We start from the raw sequence: 21,308 nt of genomic DNA on the forward strand, positions 1-21,308 counted from the left end.
GGGGGCGGGCCTGCAACCAGAACAGCCGGACCCTTTCATGGGTTCCATCGCCCCTGCCATGCGCGCACGGGACCCACCGATTCCCTTGCCCGTGGGGTCACACCAGATGCATCCAGGACGAAGGCGGCCGGCCTCGCCGCATCCGCGCGAACCCCGTGCATAACCGGTGGAGCGGCCAGAGGCCGGCAAGCCAGACCAGCACCCCGACGGCGTAATGCGTGCCCATCGGAAAAAACACCGAACCGATCACGGCGAACAGCCACAGGTGGGCCAGGTAGAAGACCAGCGGCGCGCGGCCGAACCCGACGCACAGCCGCCCGAACCATCCGTCCGCGTGGCGCCACAGGGCCCGGAACAGGCACAGGTTTCCCCCCAGCATCGCCAGGATGAACACGGGAGACGGCGGATATTTCACAAGGTTGAAGAATTCCCGCCATGATCCGTCGCGCGGCGGGCGCAGATTGCCGGCCGTCCCGTGCCAGCGCAGCACCAGCGCCGCGACGAGGCATCCGATCCCGATCCACAGCGCCGCGCGTAGCGTCCCGGCCCGCCACTGCGTCAGGCATTGTGCGAAGACATGCCCGAACAGCGCCACGCCCAGCCAGGGCAGCAGCGGATATTCGACGTACAGGCCGCCCGTCTGCCCCGCGACCAGCCCCAGCCGCGCCAGCCTTCCCACCGACTGCATGCCATCGTCCGGCAGGAACAGGGACGGCGACAGCACGCACAGCGCCGCGACCCCCAGCGTCGCCACCCGCCATCGCAGCAGCGGCTGCACTGCCGCCAGCACCATCATCGACAATCCCAGCGTGGTCAGCACCGTGACCGGCAGGTGGATCGCCGGTCCCGCCCCGGGCCAGCCGCCGAGATGCTTGCCGGTATGGTCGCCATGGATGCCGACCAGCCAGGCCGGAACCTCCACAAGCGTGCTCAGCAGCATCAGGATCGCGCCGCGCAGCGCGACCTGCGCGCCCAGCCGCGTCCGGGACCATTCGGTCCTGCGGCTGGCCAGCAGGGCCACCCCGCCGCCCATCCAGAAGAAGAAGCCCGGCGCGCACAGATCCGACAGGACGCGGAATCCCAACTGGACCAGGTCGGCCGGGCCGGTGCCGTACCGTGTCCACAACCCGGCCCAGAACTCGGTCGAATGACGACGAACGACCAGCGCATTCACATGGTCGGACGCCATGATCATCATGATCGCGCCCCGCGCCGCGTCGATCCCGGCAATGCGTCCCGACCGGGTCATGGCGCATCCCCCGCCAGCGGCAGGAGATCGAGAAACGCATCGACCACGCCCGTCAGGCGCTCGACGTCGTCCGTCGCGGCCAGTTCCAGCGTCGCGCCGCGAAACATGGCGACCGTCATGCCGGCCAGCAGCCGCGCCCGCTCGGGCGCTTCGCCCGCGTTGCGGAAGCGTGCCTGTATCGTATCCAGCCAGAATTGCGCCGTGCGCCGCGTATAATCGCCGAACCGTTCGGGATCGCGCGTCGCGATCGCATACATTTCGTAGAACAGCCGCAATGTCGCGCGCCGCTGCGGCGCGGCGAGGTGCCGCCAGAGCGCCCGGAAGATCAGGCGCGGGTCCCCCTGCGCCGGCAGCCGTGCCGTGATTTCGGCGGCGGCGGCCTCGCGCATCGTGTCGAAGACGGTGCAGAGCACCTGCTCGCGCGATCCGAAATGATACAGGATCGTCCGATGGCTGGTCCCGATGGCCGCCGCCAGCGGGCGCAGCGAGAACGCCGTCACGCCGTGGTCCTGGACATAGGTGATGATGTTTTCAAGCAGGCGCGGACGCAGGTCCGGGTCGACAGGGCGGGCCATCGCGATTCCTGGATTATTAATGATCCGATCGGTTCATTAATGCGGCGGGTCCGGCGTCGCTGTCCAGACGTTTCGTCCGGGTACCAATCGGCCGCCACCTGTCTCATTTCCGAGACAGGTGGCTCGTCCCGAAACACAGCTTTGTGAGGTCGTTTCGATGGCGTATGGCGCGCGGCGCGGGGGTCATGCTGATCACGCATGCTGGCCGCAGGAAGCCGTGAAGTGCCGAGACTCACACGCTGCGCGGTCCATGGAACATGTGGAGAAACACGCGGCATGCGAGACAGTCTGACGAGGGCGGGGTCGATCATAACCTCCGTCCTGCTGGCCTTGACCGGGCTCTTTCTATTCTTTGGCGGAGCGGAACTTCTGTTCCTGGGCGGCTCCTGGTTCTATGCCCTGGCGGGTGCCGTCATGCTGGGCATCGCGGCCGGCGCCATCCGGGCCCCGAAACTGGCTATCCGCCTCTATGCGGGGCTGCTGCTGGTCGCGACGGCCTGGTCGCTGTTCGAGGTCGGGTTCAATATCTGGGGGCTGGAAGTGCGCCTGATGACCCTGGTCGGCATCGGGGCATGGATGCTGCTGCCGTGGGTGTGGCGCACCAGCCCAAGCTGGCTGGCCGACAAGCGCGACATGCTCGGCGCGCTCGCCGTCGCCTGCCTGGCGCTGGTGATCAGTTGCTTCACCTCCTATTCCATCGACGGCACGCTTCCCGCCGACCGCATGGCCGCCCAGGGCCAGCCGGACCCGGCGTCGGACGGCGTGGCCGACGCGGACTGGACGGCCTATGGCCGCACCGTCGGCGGTGACCGCTATTCACCCCTGGGGCAGATCACCCGGACCAATATCAGCCACCTGCAGCGCGCCTGGATGACGCGCACGGGCGACGTCCAGCAGGACGGCGAGGGCACGGTCGCGGGCCCGGACCAGGGGCACGAATTCAACCTGGAACTGACGCCGATCAAGGTTGGAAACACGCTGTACCTGTGCACCCCGCATAGCTGGGTGATGGCGCTGGACGCCGCGACCGGCAAGGTCAAGTGGAAGTTCGACCCGCACCCGGCCACCGCCGACCTGGCGAAGAACGTCTATCTGGCCTGCCGTGGCGTCAGCTATTATCGGATTCCCGATGACATCCAGACCAGTTGCCGCACGCGCATCTATTCGCCGGTCGCCGACGTGCGCATGGTCGCGCTGGATGCCGAAACGGGCAAGCCGTGCGAGGATTTCGGCGATCATGGCTTCATTTCCATGCGCGATTACCTGGGCCATGTGCCGCATGGCTTCCATTTCATCACCTCGCCCCCGATGGTCGCCAAGAACCGCCTGATCACCGGCGGCTGGATCTTCGACAACCAGGCCAATTTCGAGCCCTCGGGCGCCATCCGCGCCTTTGACGCCACCACCGGTGCCATCGCCTGGGCCTGGGACGCCGGCCACACGCCGGAAACCTGGACGCCCGGCCCGAACGACGTGCTGACGCGCGACACCCCGAATGCCTGGGGCGTCTATACGGCCGACCTCAACCTGGGGCTGGTCTACATCCCCACGGGCAACTCGCCGCCCGACAACTGGGGCGGTTCGCGCCGTCCGTTCGACGACGCCACGTCGTCGGCGACCATCGCGCTGGACATCGTGACGGGTGAACGCCGCTGGACCTACCAGACCGTGCATCACGACCTGTGGGACATGGACATTCCCTCCGGCCCGTCCATGGTCGACCTGCCCGGGCAGAACGGCGAGAGCGTCCCGGCACTGGTGCAGAGCACGAAGCGCGGCGAATTCTTCGTCCTCGACCGCCGCACCGGCCAGCCGGTTCCGGGCTATCCGGTGGAAGAGCGCCCCGTTCCCACGGCCGGCCACGCGCCGGACGACCGTGTCTCTCCGACACAGCCGTACCCCGCCGCCATGCCCAGCCTGACGCCCGCCAACCTGAAGGAGAGCGACATGTGGGGCGCGACGCTGCTGGACCAGATGCTCTGCCGGATCGAGTATCGCCAGTCGGCCTATGAAGGCCAGTTCACGCCGCCCCATGTGGGCAAGACGACCATCGTCTATCCGGCGTTCTACGGCGTCGTCGACTGGCAGGGCATCACGATCGACCCCCAGCGGAAGATCCTGCTGGCCAATGCCAGCTACCTGCCGTTCCGCATCAGGCTGGAAAAGCGCCAGACGCTGGAAGCCCCGGGGACCCTGCCGAAATGGAATGGCCAGGGCGAGGAACCCGCGGCCAAGGGCGACGCCCTGTCCGTGTCGCCGGATTACGGCACGCCCTATATCGCCTATACCAACCCGTGGCTGAACCCGCTGCAGATTCCCTGCAAGGGCCCGGTCTGGGGCACGCTGACCGCGATCGACCTGGTGACGAAGAAGATCGTCTGGCAGCACCCGGTCGGCACGACGCGCGATACGGGCCCGTTCCGGACCCACAACAACCTGCCCCTGCCGACCGGCATGTATAATATCGGCGGCAATATCGTGACCAAGGGCGGCGTGGTGTTCATGGGCGCCACGGCGGACGACTACCTGCGTGCCTTCGACCTGGCGACCGGCCAGGTCATCTGGCGCGACCGCCTGCCGGCGGGGGGCCAGGCCACCCCCATGTCCTACGAGGTCGGCGGCAAGCAGTACGTCCTGATGGCCGCCGGCGGCCATGGCGGGCTGGGAACGCGCAGCGGCGACTACATCATCGCCTACACGCTCGACGGCACGCAGGGCGCGACGGTCCAGTAAACGCAAGACCATCCTTGCGCGGGCATCCGGTCCAGGCCGGATGCCCATTTCCTTCACGAAAGCGCCCCCCTATGTATCTGACAGAAAGGTCGGGATGGCCGCGCACCATGCGTCGCCTCGCGACGGCCGGCATCATGTTGCTCGGCACGACGAAGGCCCATGCCTCGGACATCACCCTTGGCATCATCGGACCGCACGAATACGACCTGCCCGTCGATTTCCAGCCGTTCAACGTGCTGGTGCAGTACGGTGACGGCAACGCCGCGGGAAGCACCTATAACAGCCTCGGCCAGCGCCGGGCCGAGGGGGGCAGCCATACCTGGTCCGGCCTGACGAAATACGTCCATTTCCGCAGTTTCGAGGCGATCCCGCATGTCGGCTTCGCGTTCGAACTGATCCAGGGCGAAAGCTACACGCTGGCGAACGGCACCAGTTCCGGCGGGCTCGGCCCCACCATCGTCGGCCCCGCCGCCTGGTTCAAGCCGAACGCCCACAGCACGTTCGGCTTCCAGACCTTCATGCAGACGCCCCTGGGCACCAGGACCGCGACATCGCCCGAATACTGGTCGAATATCTCAAGCTTCATATTCGATTATGAATGGAAGCATTTCAGCTTCGACGGCGACGCCGGGACGGTCACCGGATCGACCAGGCATGTAAAGGGCCAGCACAGCTACGACCCCGGTGTCGTCTTCTACACCAACCTGCGCTTCAGTTGGAAAGCCACGAAGCTGATCGAACCGTTCTTCGCGTTCGACTGGCAGAACGTGACGGGGACCTACGACCACACCGCCGGCAGGGACCTCGATGATTCGAACAGCCGCGAAGTGGCCATGGGCCCGGGGCTGATGTTCAACATCTCGCAGCACCTGTCCTTCACGACGCGCTACCAGCACTCGGTCGAGGGCCGCAATACCCCGGAAAGCAACGCCTATTACGTCAAGTTCGTTTATCTCTGGTAAGCGCGTTAGAAAATATGACAAAAGACGGACCCCGCGCACGGCGGCAGGATTGATGCTGTATGGGTGACAGGCCTCTCCGGGCCGGCAGGGGGGCGGGGAAGCGGAACGCCGGTGAAACGACGCGCGAACGGTGATGGGACATGAGGTCGGCTTGCGGCAAGGATTCCGGTGCCCATCTGTCGTGCCGTCCCCCCGCGGGGGCCGGCACCGGCGAGGTCGCGAAATCCTGGCAACGGTGCGCGGGATCGTATCAGCTTGACCCGGCCCAGGGATGGCGGGCGGAAATCCTCTCCGGCGCGGAGTTCCGCCATATCAGCGGCCGTTCCGCGACCCTGCTGAAGATGGCGGTCCCCGAGATGCGCCGGCTGTTCACCCTGGTGCAGGGGCTGAACCTGATGGTGCTCCTGGCCGATTCCGATGCCACGATCCTGGCGCGCAGCGTCGATGAAACGCACCTGCTCACCTGCCGGCGGCTGCAGTTGCGCGAGGGCGCGATGTGGGACGAGCGCGTGGCGGGAACCAACGGCATCGGCACGTCCGTCCGGGACGGCTGCCCCATCTTCCTGGGCGAGGGCGAGCACTGGCGTTTCTGCTTCTCGCTCCTGGCCAGCTATGCCGCGCCGATTTTCGATTCACAGGGGCGCGTCGCGGGGGCGATCAACCTCGCGGCCCTCAGCGGAGATTCGACACGCCCCGTGGCGTCCCTGGTGCTGGAAACGCTGCTGCAATCGGCACGCCGGATCGAGGAACGGCTGTTCCGGGAACGCTATGTGGGCCAGCGGGTGCTGACCCTCGGTCCTGACGAAGGGTGTTCGGCGCCGCTGGTCTCCATCAATGATGACGGGCAGATCACCGGTGCGACCCATGCCGCGCGCAGTCTTGCGGGCTGGACCGACGACATGATCCAGAAACATCCCAACCTTCTGACCAAGCTGGAATCCAGCAGCGAGATCAGCTTCCAGAAGGCCGAGGAGCATGTCCTCCGCTCCGCCCTGGCAATGTCGCTGGGCAATGCCAGCGCGGCGGCGCGCAGCCTGGGAATCAGCCGCGCCACGCTGTATCGCAAATTGAAATCCCTCGGCCTGACATAGGGGCCGCCCCGTTGAACCGGGCACCGTCCGGACCATATGCATTGCCATGTATGCAGGACCTTTCCTCGGAGATATCCTTCCGCCCGTGACCGACGAGGTCATGCGTCGCCTGCGGCGCATCCGGCGTCTGGCGTGGCTGCTCGATGCCGCCGTGCGCGTGCCGGGCACGCGCTTTCGCCTTGGCGCGGCCTCGCTGGTCGGACTGTTCCCCGCTGCGGGCAGCCTGGTGCTGGGGATGGTTTCGCTGTCCATCGTCTGGCAGGCGTGGCGGATGGGCGTGCCGCGGGTGCTGCTGATGCGCATGATTGTGAACGTGGCGCTGGAAACCCTGGTGGATACCGTGCCGCTGGCCGGGGATGCGTTCGATACGGTGTTCAAGGCCAACATGCGCAACGTGGCGCTGGTCGAACGCTATCTGAACGTCGGTCCCGGACCGTGGCGGGAATAAGCCGCACGATCTGCGTCCTGGCGCGATAGCCCGCATGCCGCACTGGCGCATCGGGGCGGGCGCGGTGCGGAATTCTTGTTCCGAAGTGGAAACCAATGGCGCTGCCGCGCAACACGGCGCCAAAGGCGGGAATTCGAAATATTGATGGAACGAACGGGGTTGTTTCGTTGCCATCACTTTCATGTGAGTCCTGTGCCGCCGGCCGGTCCGCGTCGTTAGAGCCCTACAGTGGCTGAATCCGGCAAAGGTTCGCGCCCCGTTGCTCTCCCCGATCATGAAGGCCAGGAAGAATGGATCGTCACCATCAGGCGCCTCCCGGTTTGATCCGGGTGCTTTCCGTCGCTTCGGAAATGTTTCCGTTCGTCAAGACGGGGGGGCTTGGTGATGTGGTCGGATCGTTGCCTGTCGCGCTGCGCGCCGAGGGCATCGCCGTGACGACGCTGCTGCCCGGCTACCCTGCGGTGCTGGACGCGCTGGAAGGCCCGGTCCGGGTGGCGGAACTCACGCCCCTGCCGGGGGTCACGGTGTCGGTGCTGGAGGGCCATGCCGCCGGGCATCATCTGCTGGTCATCGACTGTCCGACCCTGTTCCGGCGCAAGGGCAATCCATACCTTGCCCCCGAGGGGGTGGACTGGCCCGACAACGGCGTGCGGTTTGCAACCTTGTCGCGCGTGGCGGCCACGATCGCGCAGGGCCAGGTCGCGGCCTTCTGTCCGGACCTGGTGCTGGCCCATGACTGGCAGTCGGGGCTGACGGCGGCCTATCTGCATTATGACGGCCTGCCCGCCGCGCCGGTGGTGCATACCATCCACAACCTCGCCTTCCAGGGACGCTTTCCCGCCAGGGACCTGGAACAGTTCGGCCTGCCGCCGCATGCGTTTGCGATGGAGGGCGTGGAATATCATGGCGATATCGGCTTCCTGAAGGCCGGCCTGTATTTCGCGACCTGGATCACCACCGTCTCGCCGACCTATGCCCGGGAAATCCAGAGCCCCGAATGGGGCATGGGGCTGGAGGGACTGCTGCGGACGCGGTCGGACCGGCTGATCGGAATCCTGAACGGGATCGACACGACCGACTGGAACCCGGCGACCGATCCCGCCGTGCTGTTTCCCTACCAGGTGGGCGACATACGCGGCCGCCACCCCAACAAGCGCGCCTTCCAGGCCGAATTCGGCCTGCGCCAGGACCCGGACGTGTTCCTGCTGGGCCTGGTCAGCCGCATGACGGGGCAGAAGGGGGTGGATATCCTGGCCGAGGTGGTGCCGCGCGTCCTTGACGACCGGACGCAGATCGTCGTCGTCGGCAGCGGCGACGCGGCCATGGAACAGGCTTTCGCCCGGCTGTCGCGCCGTTTCCCGGACCGTATGGCGTGCCATATCGGGTATAGCGAGCCGCTGGGCCACCGCATCCAGGCCTCGGCCGACAGCCTGCTGATCCCGTCGCGCTTCGAACCGTGCGGCCTGACGCAGCTCTGCGCGGTCCGCTATGGCTGCGTCCCCATCGCGGCGCGGGTCGGCGGCCTGGCCGACACCATCATCGACGCCAACACGGCGGCCATGACCAGCGACGTCGCGACCGGCCTGCTGTTCGGGCCGACCGATGCCGACACCCTGGTGGGTGCGATCCGGCGCGGCGCCATGCTGTTCCGCCATCCGCCCTACTGGGCCAGCCTGCAGCGCAACGGTGCGCGGTACGATGTCTCCTGGGGGCACAAGGCGCATGAATACGCGCAATTGTTCCGCCGCGTGCTGGGCCGCAATGACGCCACGCTGGCCGATCCGGACCAGGATTTCGTCAGTCCGCGGCGGCGCACGCTGGGTCACCGACCCCGCATGCAGGGTCCCACGGGCGCGCCCGGACGGGCAGGGCGGCTGCCCGCCCCCATCGCCCGCCGCGCGCGCGTCCGTGCCAACGATCTGCTTGCCCGCCCGCACTGACGGCGCGGGGCGGCGGGTCCTGTCCGTCCCGCCCGCCTGACTGACGCCGTGTCGTTCCCGCCTGCCGTCTCCCTGTGCCGTCCCATGCCTGCCCGCCGGAATCCCGTCATATGAATGCTGCCCGGAACGACTGTACCTACACCCTTCCATCGGGGACCGAAGACCTGCTTGCCGGAACCTGTCCCGATCCGTTCTCCATCCTGGGGCGGCACCCGCATGGCCGCGTGGACATCGTCCGCGCCTTCTGCCCCGACGCGCGGGGGGTGCGGCTGGTGGTGCAGCGCCCGCGCTCGGGCCCGGCCGAACGCCCCATGCGCCTGGTCGACGACCGGGGCCTGTATGTCGGCACCGTCCCCGCCGGGGCGCGCTACCGGCTGAAGATCGGCTGGGCCGACGGGTGGGAGGAGATCGACGATCCGTATTCCTTCGGGCTGCTGCTGGGCGATCTGGACCTGCATCTGTTCACCCAGGGCCTGCATCGCGACCTGGATCGCGTGATGGGCGCGCAGGCCATGACCGTGGACGGCGTGGCCGGGGTGCGTTTCGCGGTCTGGGCGCCCAATGCCTTCCGCGTCTCGGTGATCGGCGACTTCAATGTGTGGGACGGCCGCCGCCATCCGATGCGCCTGCGCCATGCCGCCGGGATCTGGGAACTGTTCATTCCCGGCATCGGCCCCGGCGAGCGCTACAAGTATGAAATCCTGGATGCCGAACGCCGCCTGCTGCCGCCCAAGGCCGACCCGATGGCGCTGGCGGCGGAACAGCCGCCCGCCACGGCCTCGGTCGTGGCCGATCCCACGCCGTTCGAATGGACCGACGCCGCCTGGATGGAAAACCGCCAGGACCGGCAAGGCATCACCGCCCCGCTGTCGATCTACGAAGTCCATGCCGCGTCATGGCGCCGTCCGGAGGGCGACCCGCAGGGCATCATGCACTGGGACCGGCTGGAGCGGGAACTGATCCCCTACGTGGTGGAAATGGGGTTCAGCCATATCGAGCTGATGCCCATCATGGAACATCCCTTCGACGGGTCCTGGGGGTACCAGACGCTGGGGCTGTACGCGCCCTCGGCGCGCTTCGGCTCGCCCCGGCAGTTCGCCTCGTTCGTGAATGCCTGCCACAATGCGGGGCTGGGGGTGATCCTGGACTGGGTGCCGGCGCATTTTCCCTCCGACGCGCATGGCCTGGCCCTGTTCGATGGGTCTTTCCTGTACGAGCACCAGGATCGGCGTGAAGGATTCCATCCCGACTGGAACACGCTGATCTACAATTTCGGCCGGCACGAAATCCGCGGTTTCCTGATCGGCAGCGCCCTGATGTGGCTGCGGCGCTATCATATCGACGGGCTGCGGGTCGATGCCGTGGCCTCGATGCTCTATCGCGACTACAGCCGGCGCGAGGGGGAATGGATCTCGAACATCCATGGCGGGCGCGAAAACCTGGAAGCGATCGCGTTCCTTCGCGGCCTGAACACCACGATCGCGGAACTCTGCCCCTCGGCGGTCATGATGGCGGAGGAATCGACGGCCTGGCCCGGCGTCAGCCAGCCGGTCGTCGATGGCGGGCTGGGCTTTTCCTACAAATGGAACATGGGCTGGATGCACGACACGCTGGCCTACATGTCGCGCGACCCGATCTGGCGGCGCTATCACCATTCCGAAATCATGTTCGGCCTGCACTACGCTTTTTCGGAACGATTCGTGCTGCCCCTGTCGCATGACGAGGTCGTGCACGGCAAGGGCTCGCTGATCGCGCGCATGCCCGGTGACGAATGGCGCAAGCATGCCGGTCTGCGCGCCTATTTCGCCTTCATGTGGGCCCATCCGGGCAAGAAGCTGCTGTTCATGGGCGGCGAACTGGCCCAGCCGCACGAATGGCATGCCGATGGCGAACTGGCCTGGTACGGTCTGGCGCAGCCGCTGGTCCAGGGGGTGCAGACCCTGGTCCGCGACGTCAACCGGCTGTATGCCGCCTATCCCGCCCTGCATCGTGCCGACTGCACGCCCGACGGCTTCGCCTGGGTGATCGGCGACGACAGCGACAACGCCGTCTTCGCCTGGCTGCGCATGGCACCGGGCGTCGCCCCGGTGCTGGTGGTGTGCAACATGACGCCGATACCCCGCCCGCTATATCGCGTCGGCGTGCCGTGCGGCGGATACTGGCGCGAACTGCTGAATACCGATGCCGGAGAGTACGCGGGTTCGGGCATGGGCAACGGCGGCGGCGCGCAGGCCCTGCCCGAGCCGTCGCATGGCTACGACCAGTCCTGCGTGCTGGTCCTGCCGCCCCTGGCGGTGCTGTACCTCTCGCCCGAATCCTTTGGCGGGGGCTGGGCATGATGCGCTTCCCCACCCGGCTGATGCCGGGGGCGGACACGCCGCTGGGTGCGAGCTGGGACGGGCTGGGCGTCAATTTCGCGGTCTTCTCCGCCAACGCGCTGCGGATCGACCTGTGCATCTTCGATCCCTCGGGCCGGCGGGAAATCGCGCGGTTCGAACTGCCCGAACGCACCGATGAAGTCTGGCACGGCTACCTGCCCGACGCGCGGCCCGGACTGTTGTACGGCTATCGCGCCTATGGTCCGTACGAACCGCTGCGCGGTCATCGCTTCAATCCGCACAAGCTGCTGGTCGATCCCTATGCCCGCGCGCTGCACGGGCAACTGAGCTGGTCGGATTCGCTGTTCGGCTACCGCATCAGCTCGCCGCGCGGCGACCTGTCGATCGACCGGCGCGACAGTGCCCCCGCCATGCCGAAAAGCGTCGTGACCAACGACGCCTTCAACTGGGGCGACGACCGGCTGCCGCGCGTGCCGTGGGACCGCACCGTGATCATGGAAGCCCACCTGCGCGGGCTGTCGATGCGCCGCAGCGAACTGACCCCGGTCGAACGCGGTACCTTCCGCGCCCTGGCCGACCCGCAACTGATCGACCATCTGCTGCGCCTGGGCATCACCACGCTGGAACTGATGCCCGTCCACGCCTTCGTCAAGGACCGGTTCCTGCTGGAGAGGGGCCTGACGAACTACTGGGGCTACAATACGCTGGCCTTCTTCGCGCCCCATGCCGGCTACCTGGCCGAAGGCTCGCCGCACGAGGTCCGCACCGCCATCCGCCGCCTGCACGCGGCGGGGATCGAAGTGGTGCTGGACGTCGTCTACAATCATACGTGCGAAGGCAACGAACTGGGTCCCACCCTGTGCTATCGCGGCCTGGACAACGCCGTCTATTACCGTCTGGTGCCCGAGGACGAGCGGCACCTGATCAACGATACCGGCTGCGGCAACACGCTGAACCTGTCCCATCCCAGGGTCTTGCAGATGGTCATGGATTCGCTGCGGCACTGGGCGGTCGATTTCCATGTCGACGGCTTCCGCTTCGACCTGTGTTCCACCCTGGGGCGCGAAAGCTATGGCTTCGACCAGGCCTGCGGCTTCTTCGACGTGCTGCGCCAGGACCCGGTCCTGTCGAAGCTGAAACTGATCGCCGAACCCTGGGACCCGGGGCCGGGCGGCTATCAGCTGGGCAACCATCCGCCGGGTTTCGCCGAATGGAACGACCGGTTCCGCGACACGGTGCGGCGGTTCTGGCGCGGTGATTCGCTGCAGCGCGGCGACATGGCGGCGCGACTCAGCGGCTCGGGCGATATCTTCGACCGGCGCGGGCGGCGGCCCTGGGCCTCGCTGAATTTCGTGACGTCGCATGACGGCTTCACCCTGACGGACGTCGTCAGCTATGCCGAACGCCATAACGAGGCGAACGGCGAAGGCGGACAGGACGGCCATTCCGATAATTACAGCTCCGGCTGGGGGGTCGAGGGCCCGACCGACGATCCGGCATCCTCGCCGTGCGCGACCGGGTGCGTGGCGCCATGCTGGCCACGCTGTTCCTGTCGCAGGGGACGCCGATGCTGCTGGCCGGCGACGAATTCGTGCCAGACGCAGGACGGCAACAACAATGCCTACTGCCAGGACAACGCGACCGCCTGGCTGGACTGGTCCCTGGCCGACAGCCAGGCCGGACGCTCGCTGGTCGCGTACGTGGCGCGGCTGGCCGCCCTGCGCCGGGCCTATCCCTCGGTGCGCTGGCGCACCTACCTGTATGGCCGTCGCGAAAGCCAGCCCGGCCTGACCGACCTCGCCTGGTACGGCCCCGACGGCGTGCCGATGACGCAGGACGCCTGGAACGACGACCATGGCCGCGTCCTGGGCGTGCTGCGGTCCTGCGCCGATACCTGGAACGGCACCGACACCACCTATCTGCTGATGAACCCGGGGGGCGAGGACGCGGACTGCACCCTGCCGCCGGTCGCGGGCAGCTGGGCCCTGCTGCTGGACAGTGCCAATCCCTCGGCCACGACCGGCCCGGGACAGCCCGGCGGGGGGGCGGAAGCCGCGATGCACTGGACGGTTCCCGCCCATAGCGTCGTCCTGCTGGCCTTCACCCCGCGATCGGACAGATGAAGGGACCCGCCCATGCGCACGACCCACGCCTTTGCCTGCACGTTCGGCGCCACGATGATCACGCCGCACCAGACGCGTTTCCGCCTGTGGGCGCCATCGTGCGACACGGTCGACCTGGAAATCGAGGGTGCGGCGCCGATCGCCATGACTCGCCAGCCCGATGGCGCGTTTGAAATCGTCGCTCCGTGCGGCGCGGGCGCGCGCTACCGCTATCGCGTGCGGCCCGACCTCGCGGTGGCCGATCCCGCCTCGCGCGCGCAGCCGGATGACGTGTTCGGCCCCAGCATGGTAGTCGATCCCCGCGCCTATGCCTGGACGGTCAACGACTGGTGCGGCATGCCGTGGGAACGGACGGTCATCTACGAAATCCATGTCGGCATCGCCGGCGGGTTCCAGGGCGTGCGCGCCCGGCTGTCGCAACTGGCGGCGCTCGGCATCACCGCCGTCCAGTTGATGCCGCTGTCGGAATTTCCCGGCGGGCGGAACTGGGGGTATGACGGCGTGCTGCCCTACGCCCCGGAATCGTCCTACGGCACGCCGGAGGACCTGAAGGCGCTGATCGACCACGCCCATGGGCTGGGGATGATGGTCTTCCTCGATGTGGTCTATAATCATTTCGGACCGGACGGTAATTTCCTGTCGGCCTACGCGGCCCCGTTCTTCCGGTCCGACCGGCCCACGCCCTGGGGCGAGGCCATCGATTTCCGCCAGCCGGCGGTGCGCACCTACTTCACCGAAAATGCCTTGTACTGGCTGATGGAATACCGGTTCGACGGTCTGCGTCTGGACGCGGTGCACGCCATTGCCGACCGTGACTGGCTGGTCGAGCTGGCGGCGCGGGTCCGTGCCCGCACCGAAGCCGGGCGGCACGTCCATCTGATCCTGGAAAACGAAAACAACGATGCCGGCCTGCTGCAGTCGGGCTTCGACGCGCAATGGAACGATGACGGCCATAACGCGCTGCATGTTCTGCTGACCGGTGAGGATGAAGGATATTACAGGAATTTTTCCGACGACCCGACCGCCCATCTGGCACGGGTTCTCGGCCAGGGCTTCGCGTTCCAGGGCGAGGTGTTTCCCACGCTCAAGCGGCCGCGCGGCATGCCGTCGGGCAGCCTGCCGCCCAGCGCCTTCATCCTGTTCCTGCAGAATCACGACCAGATCGGCAATCGCGCGCTGGGCGACCGGCTGACGGTCCTGGCCGATCCGCGTGCCCTGCGCGCGGCCTATGGCCTGCTGCTGCTGTCGCCGCAGATTCCGCTGCTGTTCATGGGCGAGGAATGGGGGTCGCGCCGGCCGTTCCTGTTCTTCACCAGCCATTCGCCCCATCTGGGGCAGATCGTGCGCGATGGCCGCCGCCGCGAATTCGCCGCCTTCGCCCATTTCAGCGATCCCGCGCGGCGGGAACAGATTCCCGATCCCAACCAGCCCGAAACCTTCGCCGCCTCGGTCCCGAACGCGCGCGAGGCCGCCGGACCCGCCGGACGCGGCTGGCAGGACCTGTTCGCGACCCTGCTGCGGCTGCGGCGGCACCATGTCGTACCGCGCCTGCGCGGCGCGCGGGGGCTGGGCGCGCAGCCGATCGGCCCCGCCGCCGTGGCGGCGCGCTGGCGCATGGGCGACGGCGCGGTGCTGGCGATCGCGCTCAATCTGGGCGAGGGCGTGGTGCCCCTGCCGGACTGGGTCGCCGGCACCGTGCTGTTCGACGGTTCGCCCGCCGATGGTTCGCCCGCCACGCCGGCGCCGCCCCAGCGCGATCTCGACCCGTACAGCGTGACCGTCCGCCTTCTTGAGGTCGCCCATGGATGACCGATCGCTTCGTACCCGGGCGCGCCGGGCGGGGCTGGCGACATCGTGGCGGGATACCGGCGGCACGCTGCACCGCGTCGGCGTCGACAGCCTGCGCAGCCTGCTGCGCGTGCTGGAGGGCGGTCCCGCCATCCGGGCCGGCCTGCCGCCGATGGTGGTGGGCCAGGCCGGCATCCGGACGCCCCTGACGCTGGCGTCCCGGGCGGACCATCCGTCCTTCCACCTGGAGTGCGAGGACGGGACGATCGTCACCGGCCGCGCCACCCGCGCGCGGGACGGCCACCTGACGCTGCCGCCTGTCCACCAGGTCGGCTACCATGTGCTGGATATCGGGGGCGTGCGCGCCGTGCTCGCCATCGCGCCGTCCTGCTGCCACACGGTGGCCGAGGCGATGCAGGACGGGCGGGCATGGGGCCTGGCGGCGCAGATCTACGGCCTGCACGCGCCGCATGACGGCGGGATCGGCCATTTCGGCGCATTGGCCGACCTGGCGACGCAGGCGGCCGCGGTCGGTGCCGATGCGCTGGCGATCAGCCCGGTCCACGCCATGTTCGCTGCCCGGCCCACGCAATACAGCCCCTATTCGCCGTCCAGCCGGCTGTTCCTGAACGTGCTGCTGGCGGACATGCGCTGCTGGTTCCGGGCCCACGAAATCGGGCAGGTCCAGCGCCGGCTGCGCATTGCCCCCTCGGCGCTGCTGGCGCTGGAAAACGCGCCGCTGATCGACTGGCCCCATGCGGCGGCGTTGCGGATGCAGATGCTGCGCGGCCTGTATGACGATTGCATCCGTGCCGCGCCGCCGGCGGAAATGATGGCCTTCGTCGCCGCCCAGGGGCGCGCGCTGCACTGCCATGCGGTGTTCGAGGCGCTGCATGCCCATCAGCTTGGCCGTGGGCCGCGCGGCGGCAACTGGCGCATGTGGCCCACCGCGATCCGCAATCCCGACAGTCCCGAGGTCGCCCGCTTCGCCGACGAACGCCAGAACGAGGTCGGATTCCACCTTTTCCTGCAATGGCTGGCGGCGCGCAGCCTGGACCGCGCGGACAAGGCCGCGGGCAAGGCCGGGATGAAGATCGGCCTGATCGCCGACCTGGCGATCGGGACCGACCCCGCCGGCAGCCAGTGCTGGACGAACCAGGACGATTTCCTGATCGGCGCTTCGGTGGGCGCCCCGCCGGACCCGCTGGGCCCGCTGGGGCAGAACTGGGGCCTGACCACCTTTTCCCCCGCCGGGCTGCACGCGCACGGTTATCGCGCCTTCATCGACACGCTGCGCGCCGCCATGGCGCGCCAGGGTGGCGCGGACGCACGCGGCGCGGATGCGCAGCGCGGCGGCGGAGTGCGGATCGACCACGTGATGGGCCTGGAGCGGCTGTGGATCATCCCGGATGGTGCCTCGGCCACGGATGGCGCGTACCTGTCCTTTCCGCGCCAGGACCTGATGCGTCTGGTGGCGCTGGAATCGCGCCGGCACGGTTCGGTGGTGATCGGCGAGGATCTGGGCACCGTCTCGCCGGGGTTTCGCGGCCAGGCGGCGCGGCGCGCGATCATGGGCATGAACGTGCTGTGGTTCGAACGCGGGCCGGACGGCGCGTTCCTGCCGCCGGACAAGTGGGGGCGCAACGCCGTGGCCATGACGACGACCCACGACCTGCCCACCGTGGCCGGCTGGTGGCAGGGCAGGGATATCGGCTGGCGCAAGACCCTGCGGCAATTGCCGAAGGGCACGAAGGCCGAGGACGCGCTGGCGGCGCGCGACCATGACCGTGCCGCCCTGTGGGACGCGCTGCGTGCTCCACAAGGCGCCCCGTCCGACGCGCCGGTGCCCCCGCCGACCCCGGACGGCGCGGCCCTGGTGGCCGACGCGGCGGTGGGCTTCGTCGGCGCCACGGCGTCCCCCCTGGCGATCCTGCCGCTGGAAGACGTGCTGGGCCTGCCCGAGCAGCCCAACCTGCCGGGTACGATCTCGGGCCACCCCAACTGGCAGCGCCGCTATCCCGCCGGGCGGGACCTGCTGGCCCAGCCGGATGCCGCCCGCCGGCTGGCCCTGCTGCGCGACGCCCGGCGTACACCCTCCACCCCATGACGACGGATCCTGCCATGTTGGGCCCGCGCGCGACCGTCCGCCTGCAGTTCCATGCCGGTTTCACCCTGGATGACGCGGCGGCGCGGGTCGATTATTTCGCCGACCTGGGCATCAGCCATATCTACGCCTCGCCGCTTCTGGCTGCCCGGCCGGGGTCCACCCATGGCTATGACACGCTCGATTTCGGCCGGGTGAATCCCGAACTCGGCGGGTACGACGCGCTGGTCCGCCTGGTGGCGCGGCTGCGCGCGCGCGGCATGGGGCTGATCCTGGACATCGTGCCCAACCACATGGCGGTGGGCGGCAGCGGCAATGCGTGGTGGGAGGATGTGCTGGCCTGGGGCCGCGCCAGCCGGCACGCGCACATGTTCGACATCGACTGGACCCCGCCGGACGAGACGCTGCGCGACCGCGTGCTGGTGCCCTTCCTGGCCGCGCCGTACGGTGACTGCCTGGCCAAGGGCGAACTGGTCCTGCGCCATGACGCGCAGGACGGGCGCTTCGCCTGCTGGCATTACGAGCACTGCTTCCCGATCTGTCCCAGCCACTACCCCGACCTGTTCGATGCGGACGACGTGCCGCCCCCGGTCGCCGGCGTGCTGGACATGCTGCGCGGCGCCCCGCCCGATGCCGCGGCGGCCTGGCTGCACGTCCTGGCGGACTGGGCGCGCACGCCCGAAGGCGCCACCGCCATCGACCGCGCGCTGGCGCGCTTCGTCCCCGCTACCGGGGCGGGACGCGCCCGGCTGCACGCCCTGCTGGACCGGCAGCATTATCGACTGGCGTGGTGGCGCACGGCGGGCGACATCATCAACTGGCGCCGGTTCTTCGACATCACCGGCCTGGCGGGCGTATGCGTCGAACATCCCGATGTGTTCGACGCGGTGCATGGCACGGTCATCGCGCTGTATGCGCAGGGGCTGATCGACGGCATGCGTGTCGATCATATCGACGGGCTGGCCCGCCCCGGTGCCTATTGCGCGCGGCTGCGTCACGCCCTGGCGACGGTGGAGGCCCAGCGGCCGGCCGGTCTGCCGCCAGGACCCGCGCTCTACGTGGAAAAGATCCTGGCCGCCGGCGAAACCCTGCCCGCCGGCTGGGGCGTGGACGGCACCACGGGCTATGACTTCCTGGAACAGGTGGACCTGCTGCTGCACGACCAGCGGGGCGAGGGCGCGCTGGACGACCTGTGGGTCTGGGGCGCGGGGGGGGCGACCTCGTTCGATGCCGAACAGCGGGCGGCGCGCGGCATGATCCTGGACCACGCGCTGGGTGCCGACCTGGCGCGGCTGGTCCATGTGCTGGCCGGGCTGGCTCGGCGCGACCCGGCGGCATGCGATTTCACGCCCGCCGCGCTGGCGCGGGTCCTGCGGCGCATCCTGGCGGAATTTCCCGTCTATCGTTCCTATGCCGCCGACGGGCCGCCCCCGGCCGGCACGGGCAATCGCGTCCTGCACGATTCCTGCCGGGCGGCGCGGGCGGGGCTGGCGCCGTCGCAGATGCCGGTGCTGGCGTGGCTGGAACGGCAGTTCGGCGCCGCCGGCCGGCCGGCGGCGGGCGAGGCGATCACGTGTTTCGAACACCTGACCGCCCCCCTGGCCGCCAAGGCGGTCGAGGACACGTCCTTCTATCGCTATGGCCGCCTGCTCTCGCGCAATGATGTCGGCACCCATCCGGGCCACTTCGCGGGAACCGTCGCCGCCTTCCACGCCGCCAACACCGTGCGGCGGCGGGACTGGCCCCGGGCGATGCTGGCGACGGCCACCCACGACCACAAGCGCGGCGAGGATGCCCGCGCCCGCCTGGCCGTCCTGTCGGAATGCGGGCGGGAATGGGCGCGCATCGCGACGGGATGGAGCGCCCATAACGCCCCCCTGCGCGCTTCCATATCGGGGGCCGGCGCGCCCGACCGGGCGGACGAACTGATCCTGTACCAGGCGCTGATCGGCGCCTGGCCGATGACCGATGCGCCGCCGCACGGCAAGGAAGCGGCCGATTTCCGCGACCGCATGGCCGCCTGGCAGCTCAAGGCCCTGCGCGAGGCCAAGCGCCACACAAGCTGGACCGACCCCGACACGGCGTATGAGGATGCGTGCCGTACCTTCCTCGACGCCATCCTGTCCCCCGATCCGTCGAACGCCTTCCTGCCGATGCTGGACGGGTTCATCGGCCGGATCGCGCCCGCAGGGGCGTTGAACGGGCTGGCCCAGACGGCCCTGCGCCTGACCGGCCCCGGCATGCCCGACCTGTATCAGGGGTGCGAGTTCTGGGATCTCAGCCTGGTCGACCCCGACAATCGCCGCCCGGTCGATTTCGATGCCCGCACCCGGGCGCTGGCAGCGGTGACGGCGGGCGAGGCGGATTGCGCGTCGCTTGCCCCGCTCTGGCGCGACGGCCGCGTGAAACAGGCCCTGATCGGCGCGGTGCTGCGTTTCAGGGCCAGCGACCCCGCCCTGTTCATCGAGGGCGCCTATCGGCCCGTCCGGGTGACCGGCGGCCGCCGGCGGAATCTGGTCGCCTTCGCCCGGACGCTGGATCACCGGGCGATGCTGGTCCTCGTCCCCCGGCTGACCCTGGGCCTGACGCCCAGTCCGGCCGACCTGTCCTGTCCGCCGGGTACCTGGCGCGGCACGGCGCTGGACTGGGGCGACGCCCCTTCCGGCCCGTGGCGCTCGCTGCTGCGCCCGGGCCGGACCTTCGACACCGCCGCCGTGCGCGAACTGGCCACGCTGGCCGGCGGGATGCCGCTGGATGTCCTGGTGACCGAATGAGGCGGTTTTCCCTGTTCCGCGTTTTCTGCAGAACAGGGAGAACTCATTTCACCGTCTGGTCGCCGCAGCGGGCCAGCAGGGCGCGCAGATGGTTGACCACCGGAAACACCTCCACGTTCCAGTCGCCGCCCTGGGCGTCCCAGGCCTGCTGCTCCATCTCGACGATCTCGCGGTCTTCCTCGAAGATCCGGTTGGTGAATCCGCCCAGCACCGGCCAGATCACGTCGATCAGGAACGGAATCTTGGGCCGCAGCACGGACAGCAGGCCGAAGGCCCGGCTTTCGCGCTGGTCGGCGCTCTGCGGCACGTAGGCCGCCCACAGCGACATGATCATGTCGCCGTCCTTGTCGACGATGGTCAGCGTCTGGTACGGATATTCCGTCCGGATCGTGACCACTTCCTCGACCGGCTGTTCGCGGCCCTCCAGGTCGCGATGGCGGCCGAAGATCAGCGCCTCGGCCAGCGGCTGGTGGGTCCCCGTGCGGGCGAAGCTGTAGCGCGCCTCGACGAAATCCTCGCCCCGGTCCTGGCCCAGCAGCCGCGAGCGGATCTGCCCCATCTGGCGGCGATGCAGGAACTGATGGTTCATGTCCATCAGGTTCTCATGCATGAACGTGTAATGGCATTTCACGCGCGGACCGAACTGCCGCGTCTTGAAGGCCGGATTGGCCACCTGCGCCAACTTCGGAAACGGCACGGAATCCGCCAGCGCGGGGTCGCCGGGGAAGATGAAGATCAGCCCGCCTTCCTCGCGGCAGGGATAGGTGCGCACGCCGTTCGGCAGCTTGCCCTTGCCCAGATACGGCACGTCGATGCAGCGGCCGGACCGGCCGTACGCCCAGCCATGATAGCAGCACTGGACCGCCTGGCCCTTGACCACGCCCTTGCTCAGCGGCACCTGGCGGTGCGCGCAGCGGTCTTCCAGCGCGAAGACGCCGCCTTCCACCGGGCGGACCAGGGCGATCGGCTGGCCGGCATAGCGCGTGCCGATGGTCTTGCCGACCTTCAGTTCGCGCGACCAGGCCACCGGGTACCAGAAATCGGGATTGCAATCGATGGTCCGCAGATCCCGCGTCCCGGCCGATACCTGTTTCCCATACGCCACGTCCTGGTCCATCGTCCCGCCCTGTTTCTGTTTCTGACTATGCGGCATTGTCTCGCGCCGTCCGCCCGCTGTCCTGC

General features: G+C 68.6%; 13 protein-coding genes. 10 read left to right on the top strand and 3 right to left on the bottom strand.

The genetic code is table 11. The features are described 5' to 3' along the window. Positions 1–97: 97 nt before the first annotated feature. Complete coding sequence (locus GDI_RS02515; protein ID WP_012223008.1) at positions 98–1,249, bottom strand: heparan-alpha-glucosaminide N-acetyltransferase domain-containing protein; 1,152 nt, start codon at positions 1,247–1,249, stop codon at positions 98–100. Next, a complete protein-coding gene (locus GDI_RS02520) occupies positions 1,246–1,824 on the bottom strand; it encodes a TetR/AcrR family transcriptional regulator (protein ID WP_041249254.1) in 579 nt (192 codons plus the stop codon). The genes GDI_RS02515 and GDI_RS02520 overlap by 4 nt, the downstream gene beginning before the upstream one ends. Before the next feature lie 276 nt (positions 1,825–2,100). Here GDI_RS02520 and GDI_RS02525 point away from each other — a divergent pair, with 276 nt between their 5' ends. The 10 genes from GDI_RS02525 to treY all read left to right on the top strand — a co-directional run bounded on the left by GDI_RS02525 (position 2,101) and on the right by treY (position 20,126). Further along, positions 2,101–4,557, top strand: coding sequence for a membrane-bound PQQ-dependent dehydrogenase, glucose/quinate/shikimate family (locus tag GDI_RS02525; protein WP_012223014.1), 2,457 nt, complete (start codon positions 2,101–2,103; stop codon positions 4,555–4,557). Positions 4,558–4,664: 107 nt separating this feature from the next. Continuing rightward, entirely contained in the window at positions 4,665–5,519 is an 855-nt protein-coding gene (locus GDI_RS02530) for a transporter (protein WP_231854196.1), read from the top strand. 140 nt (positions 5,520–5,659) lie between these two features. Further along, the gene (locus GDI_RS02535; protein WP_012223018.1) at positions 5,660–6,610 is read left to right on the top strand and encodes a helix-turn-helix domain-containing protein; all 951 of its coding nucleotides are present in this window, start codon (positions 5,660–5,662) and stop codon (positions 6,608–6,610) included. Between the two features lie 85 nt (positions 6,611–6,695). Continuing rightward, positions 6,696–7,058 (top strand): DUF4112 domain-containing protein, encoded by a 363-nt coding sequence (locus GDI_RS02540; RefSeq protein WP_390614178.1) that lies wholly within the window; start codon positions 6,696–6,698, stop codon positions 7,056–7,058. A 290-nt stretch (positions 7,059–7,348) separates the two neighbouring features. Next, on the top strand, positions 7,349–8,998 hold the full coding sequence (glgA, locus tag GDI_RS02545) for a glycogen synthase GlgA (RefSeq protein ID WP_012553795.1): 1,650 nt from the start codon (positions 7,349–7,351) through the stop codon (positions 8,996–8,998). Positions 8,999–9,108: 110 nt separating this feature from the next. Further along, on the top strand, positions 9,109–11,337 hold the full coding sequence (gene glgB, locus GDI_RS02550) for a 1,4-alpha-glucan branching protein GlgB (RefSeq protein WP_012223025.1): 2,229 nt from the start codon (positions 9,109–9,111) through the stop codon (positions 11,335–11,337). Beyond that, positions 11,334–13,460 carry a glycogen debranching protein GlgX gene (glgX, locus tag GDI_RS02555; RefSeq protein WP_012223027.1) on the top strand — a complete coding sequence of 709 codons (2,127 nt, stop codon included), beginning with the start codon at positions 11,334–11,336 and terminating at the stop codon, positions 13,458–13,460. Before glgB ends, glgX begins: the two co-directional genes overlap by 4 nt. Positions 13,461–13,472: 12 nt before the next feature. Beyond that, positions 13,473–15,269: a malto-oligosyltrehalose trehalohydrolase gene (gene treZ, locus GDI_RS02560; RefSeq protein WP_012223029.1), complete on the top strand. Its 1,797-nt coding sequence runs from the start codon at positions 13,473–13,475 to the stop codon at positions 15,267–15,269. Then, positions 15,262–17,355: a 4-alpha-glucanotransferase gene (malQ, locus tag GDI_RS02565; RefSeq protein WP_012223031.1), complete on the top strand. Its 2,094-nt coding sequence runs from the start codon at positions 15,262–15,264 to the stop codon at positions 17,353–17,355. Before treZ ends, malQ begins: the two co-directional genes overlap by 8 nt. A gap of 14 nt (positions 17,356–17,369) precedes the next feature. Continuing rightward, the gene (gene treY / locus GDI_RS02570; RefSeq protein WP_041249255.1) at positions 17,370–20,126 is read left to right on the top strand and encodes a malto-oligosyltrehalose synthase; all 2,757 of its coding nucleotides are present in this window, start codon (positions 17,370–17,372) and stop codon (positions 20,124–20,126) included. Between the two features lie 43 nt (positions 20,127–20,169). Here treY and GDI_RS02575 read toward each other — a convergent pair whose 3' ends face one another. Then, positions 20,170–21,243, bottom strand: coding sequence for an aromatic ring-hydroxylating oxygenase subunit alpha (locus tag GDI_RS02575; RefSeq protein WP_012553792.1), 1,074 nt, complete (start codon positions 21,241–21,243; stop codon positions 20,170–20,172). Between the last annotated feature and the right edge of the window lie 65 nt (positions 21,244–21,308).

The organism is Gluconacetobacter diazotrophicus PA1 5 (assembly GCF_000067045.1).
Taxonomy (GTDB): domain Bacteria; phylum Pseudomonadota; class Alphaproteobacteria; order Acetobacterales; family Acetobacteraceae; genus Gluconacetobacter; species Gluconacetobacter diazotrophicus.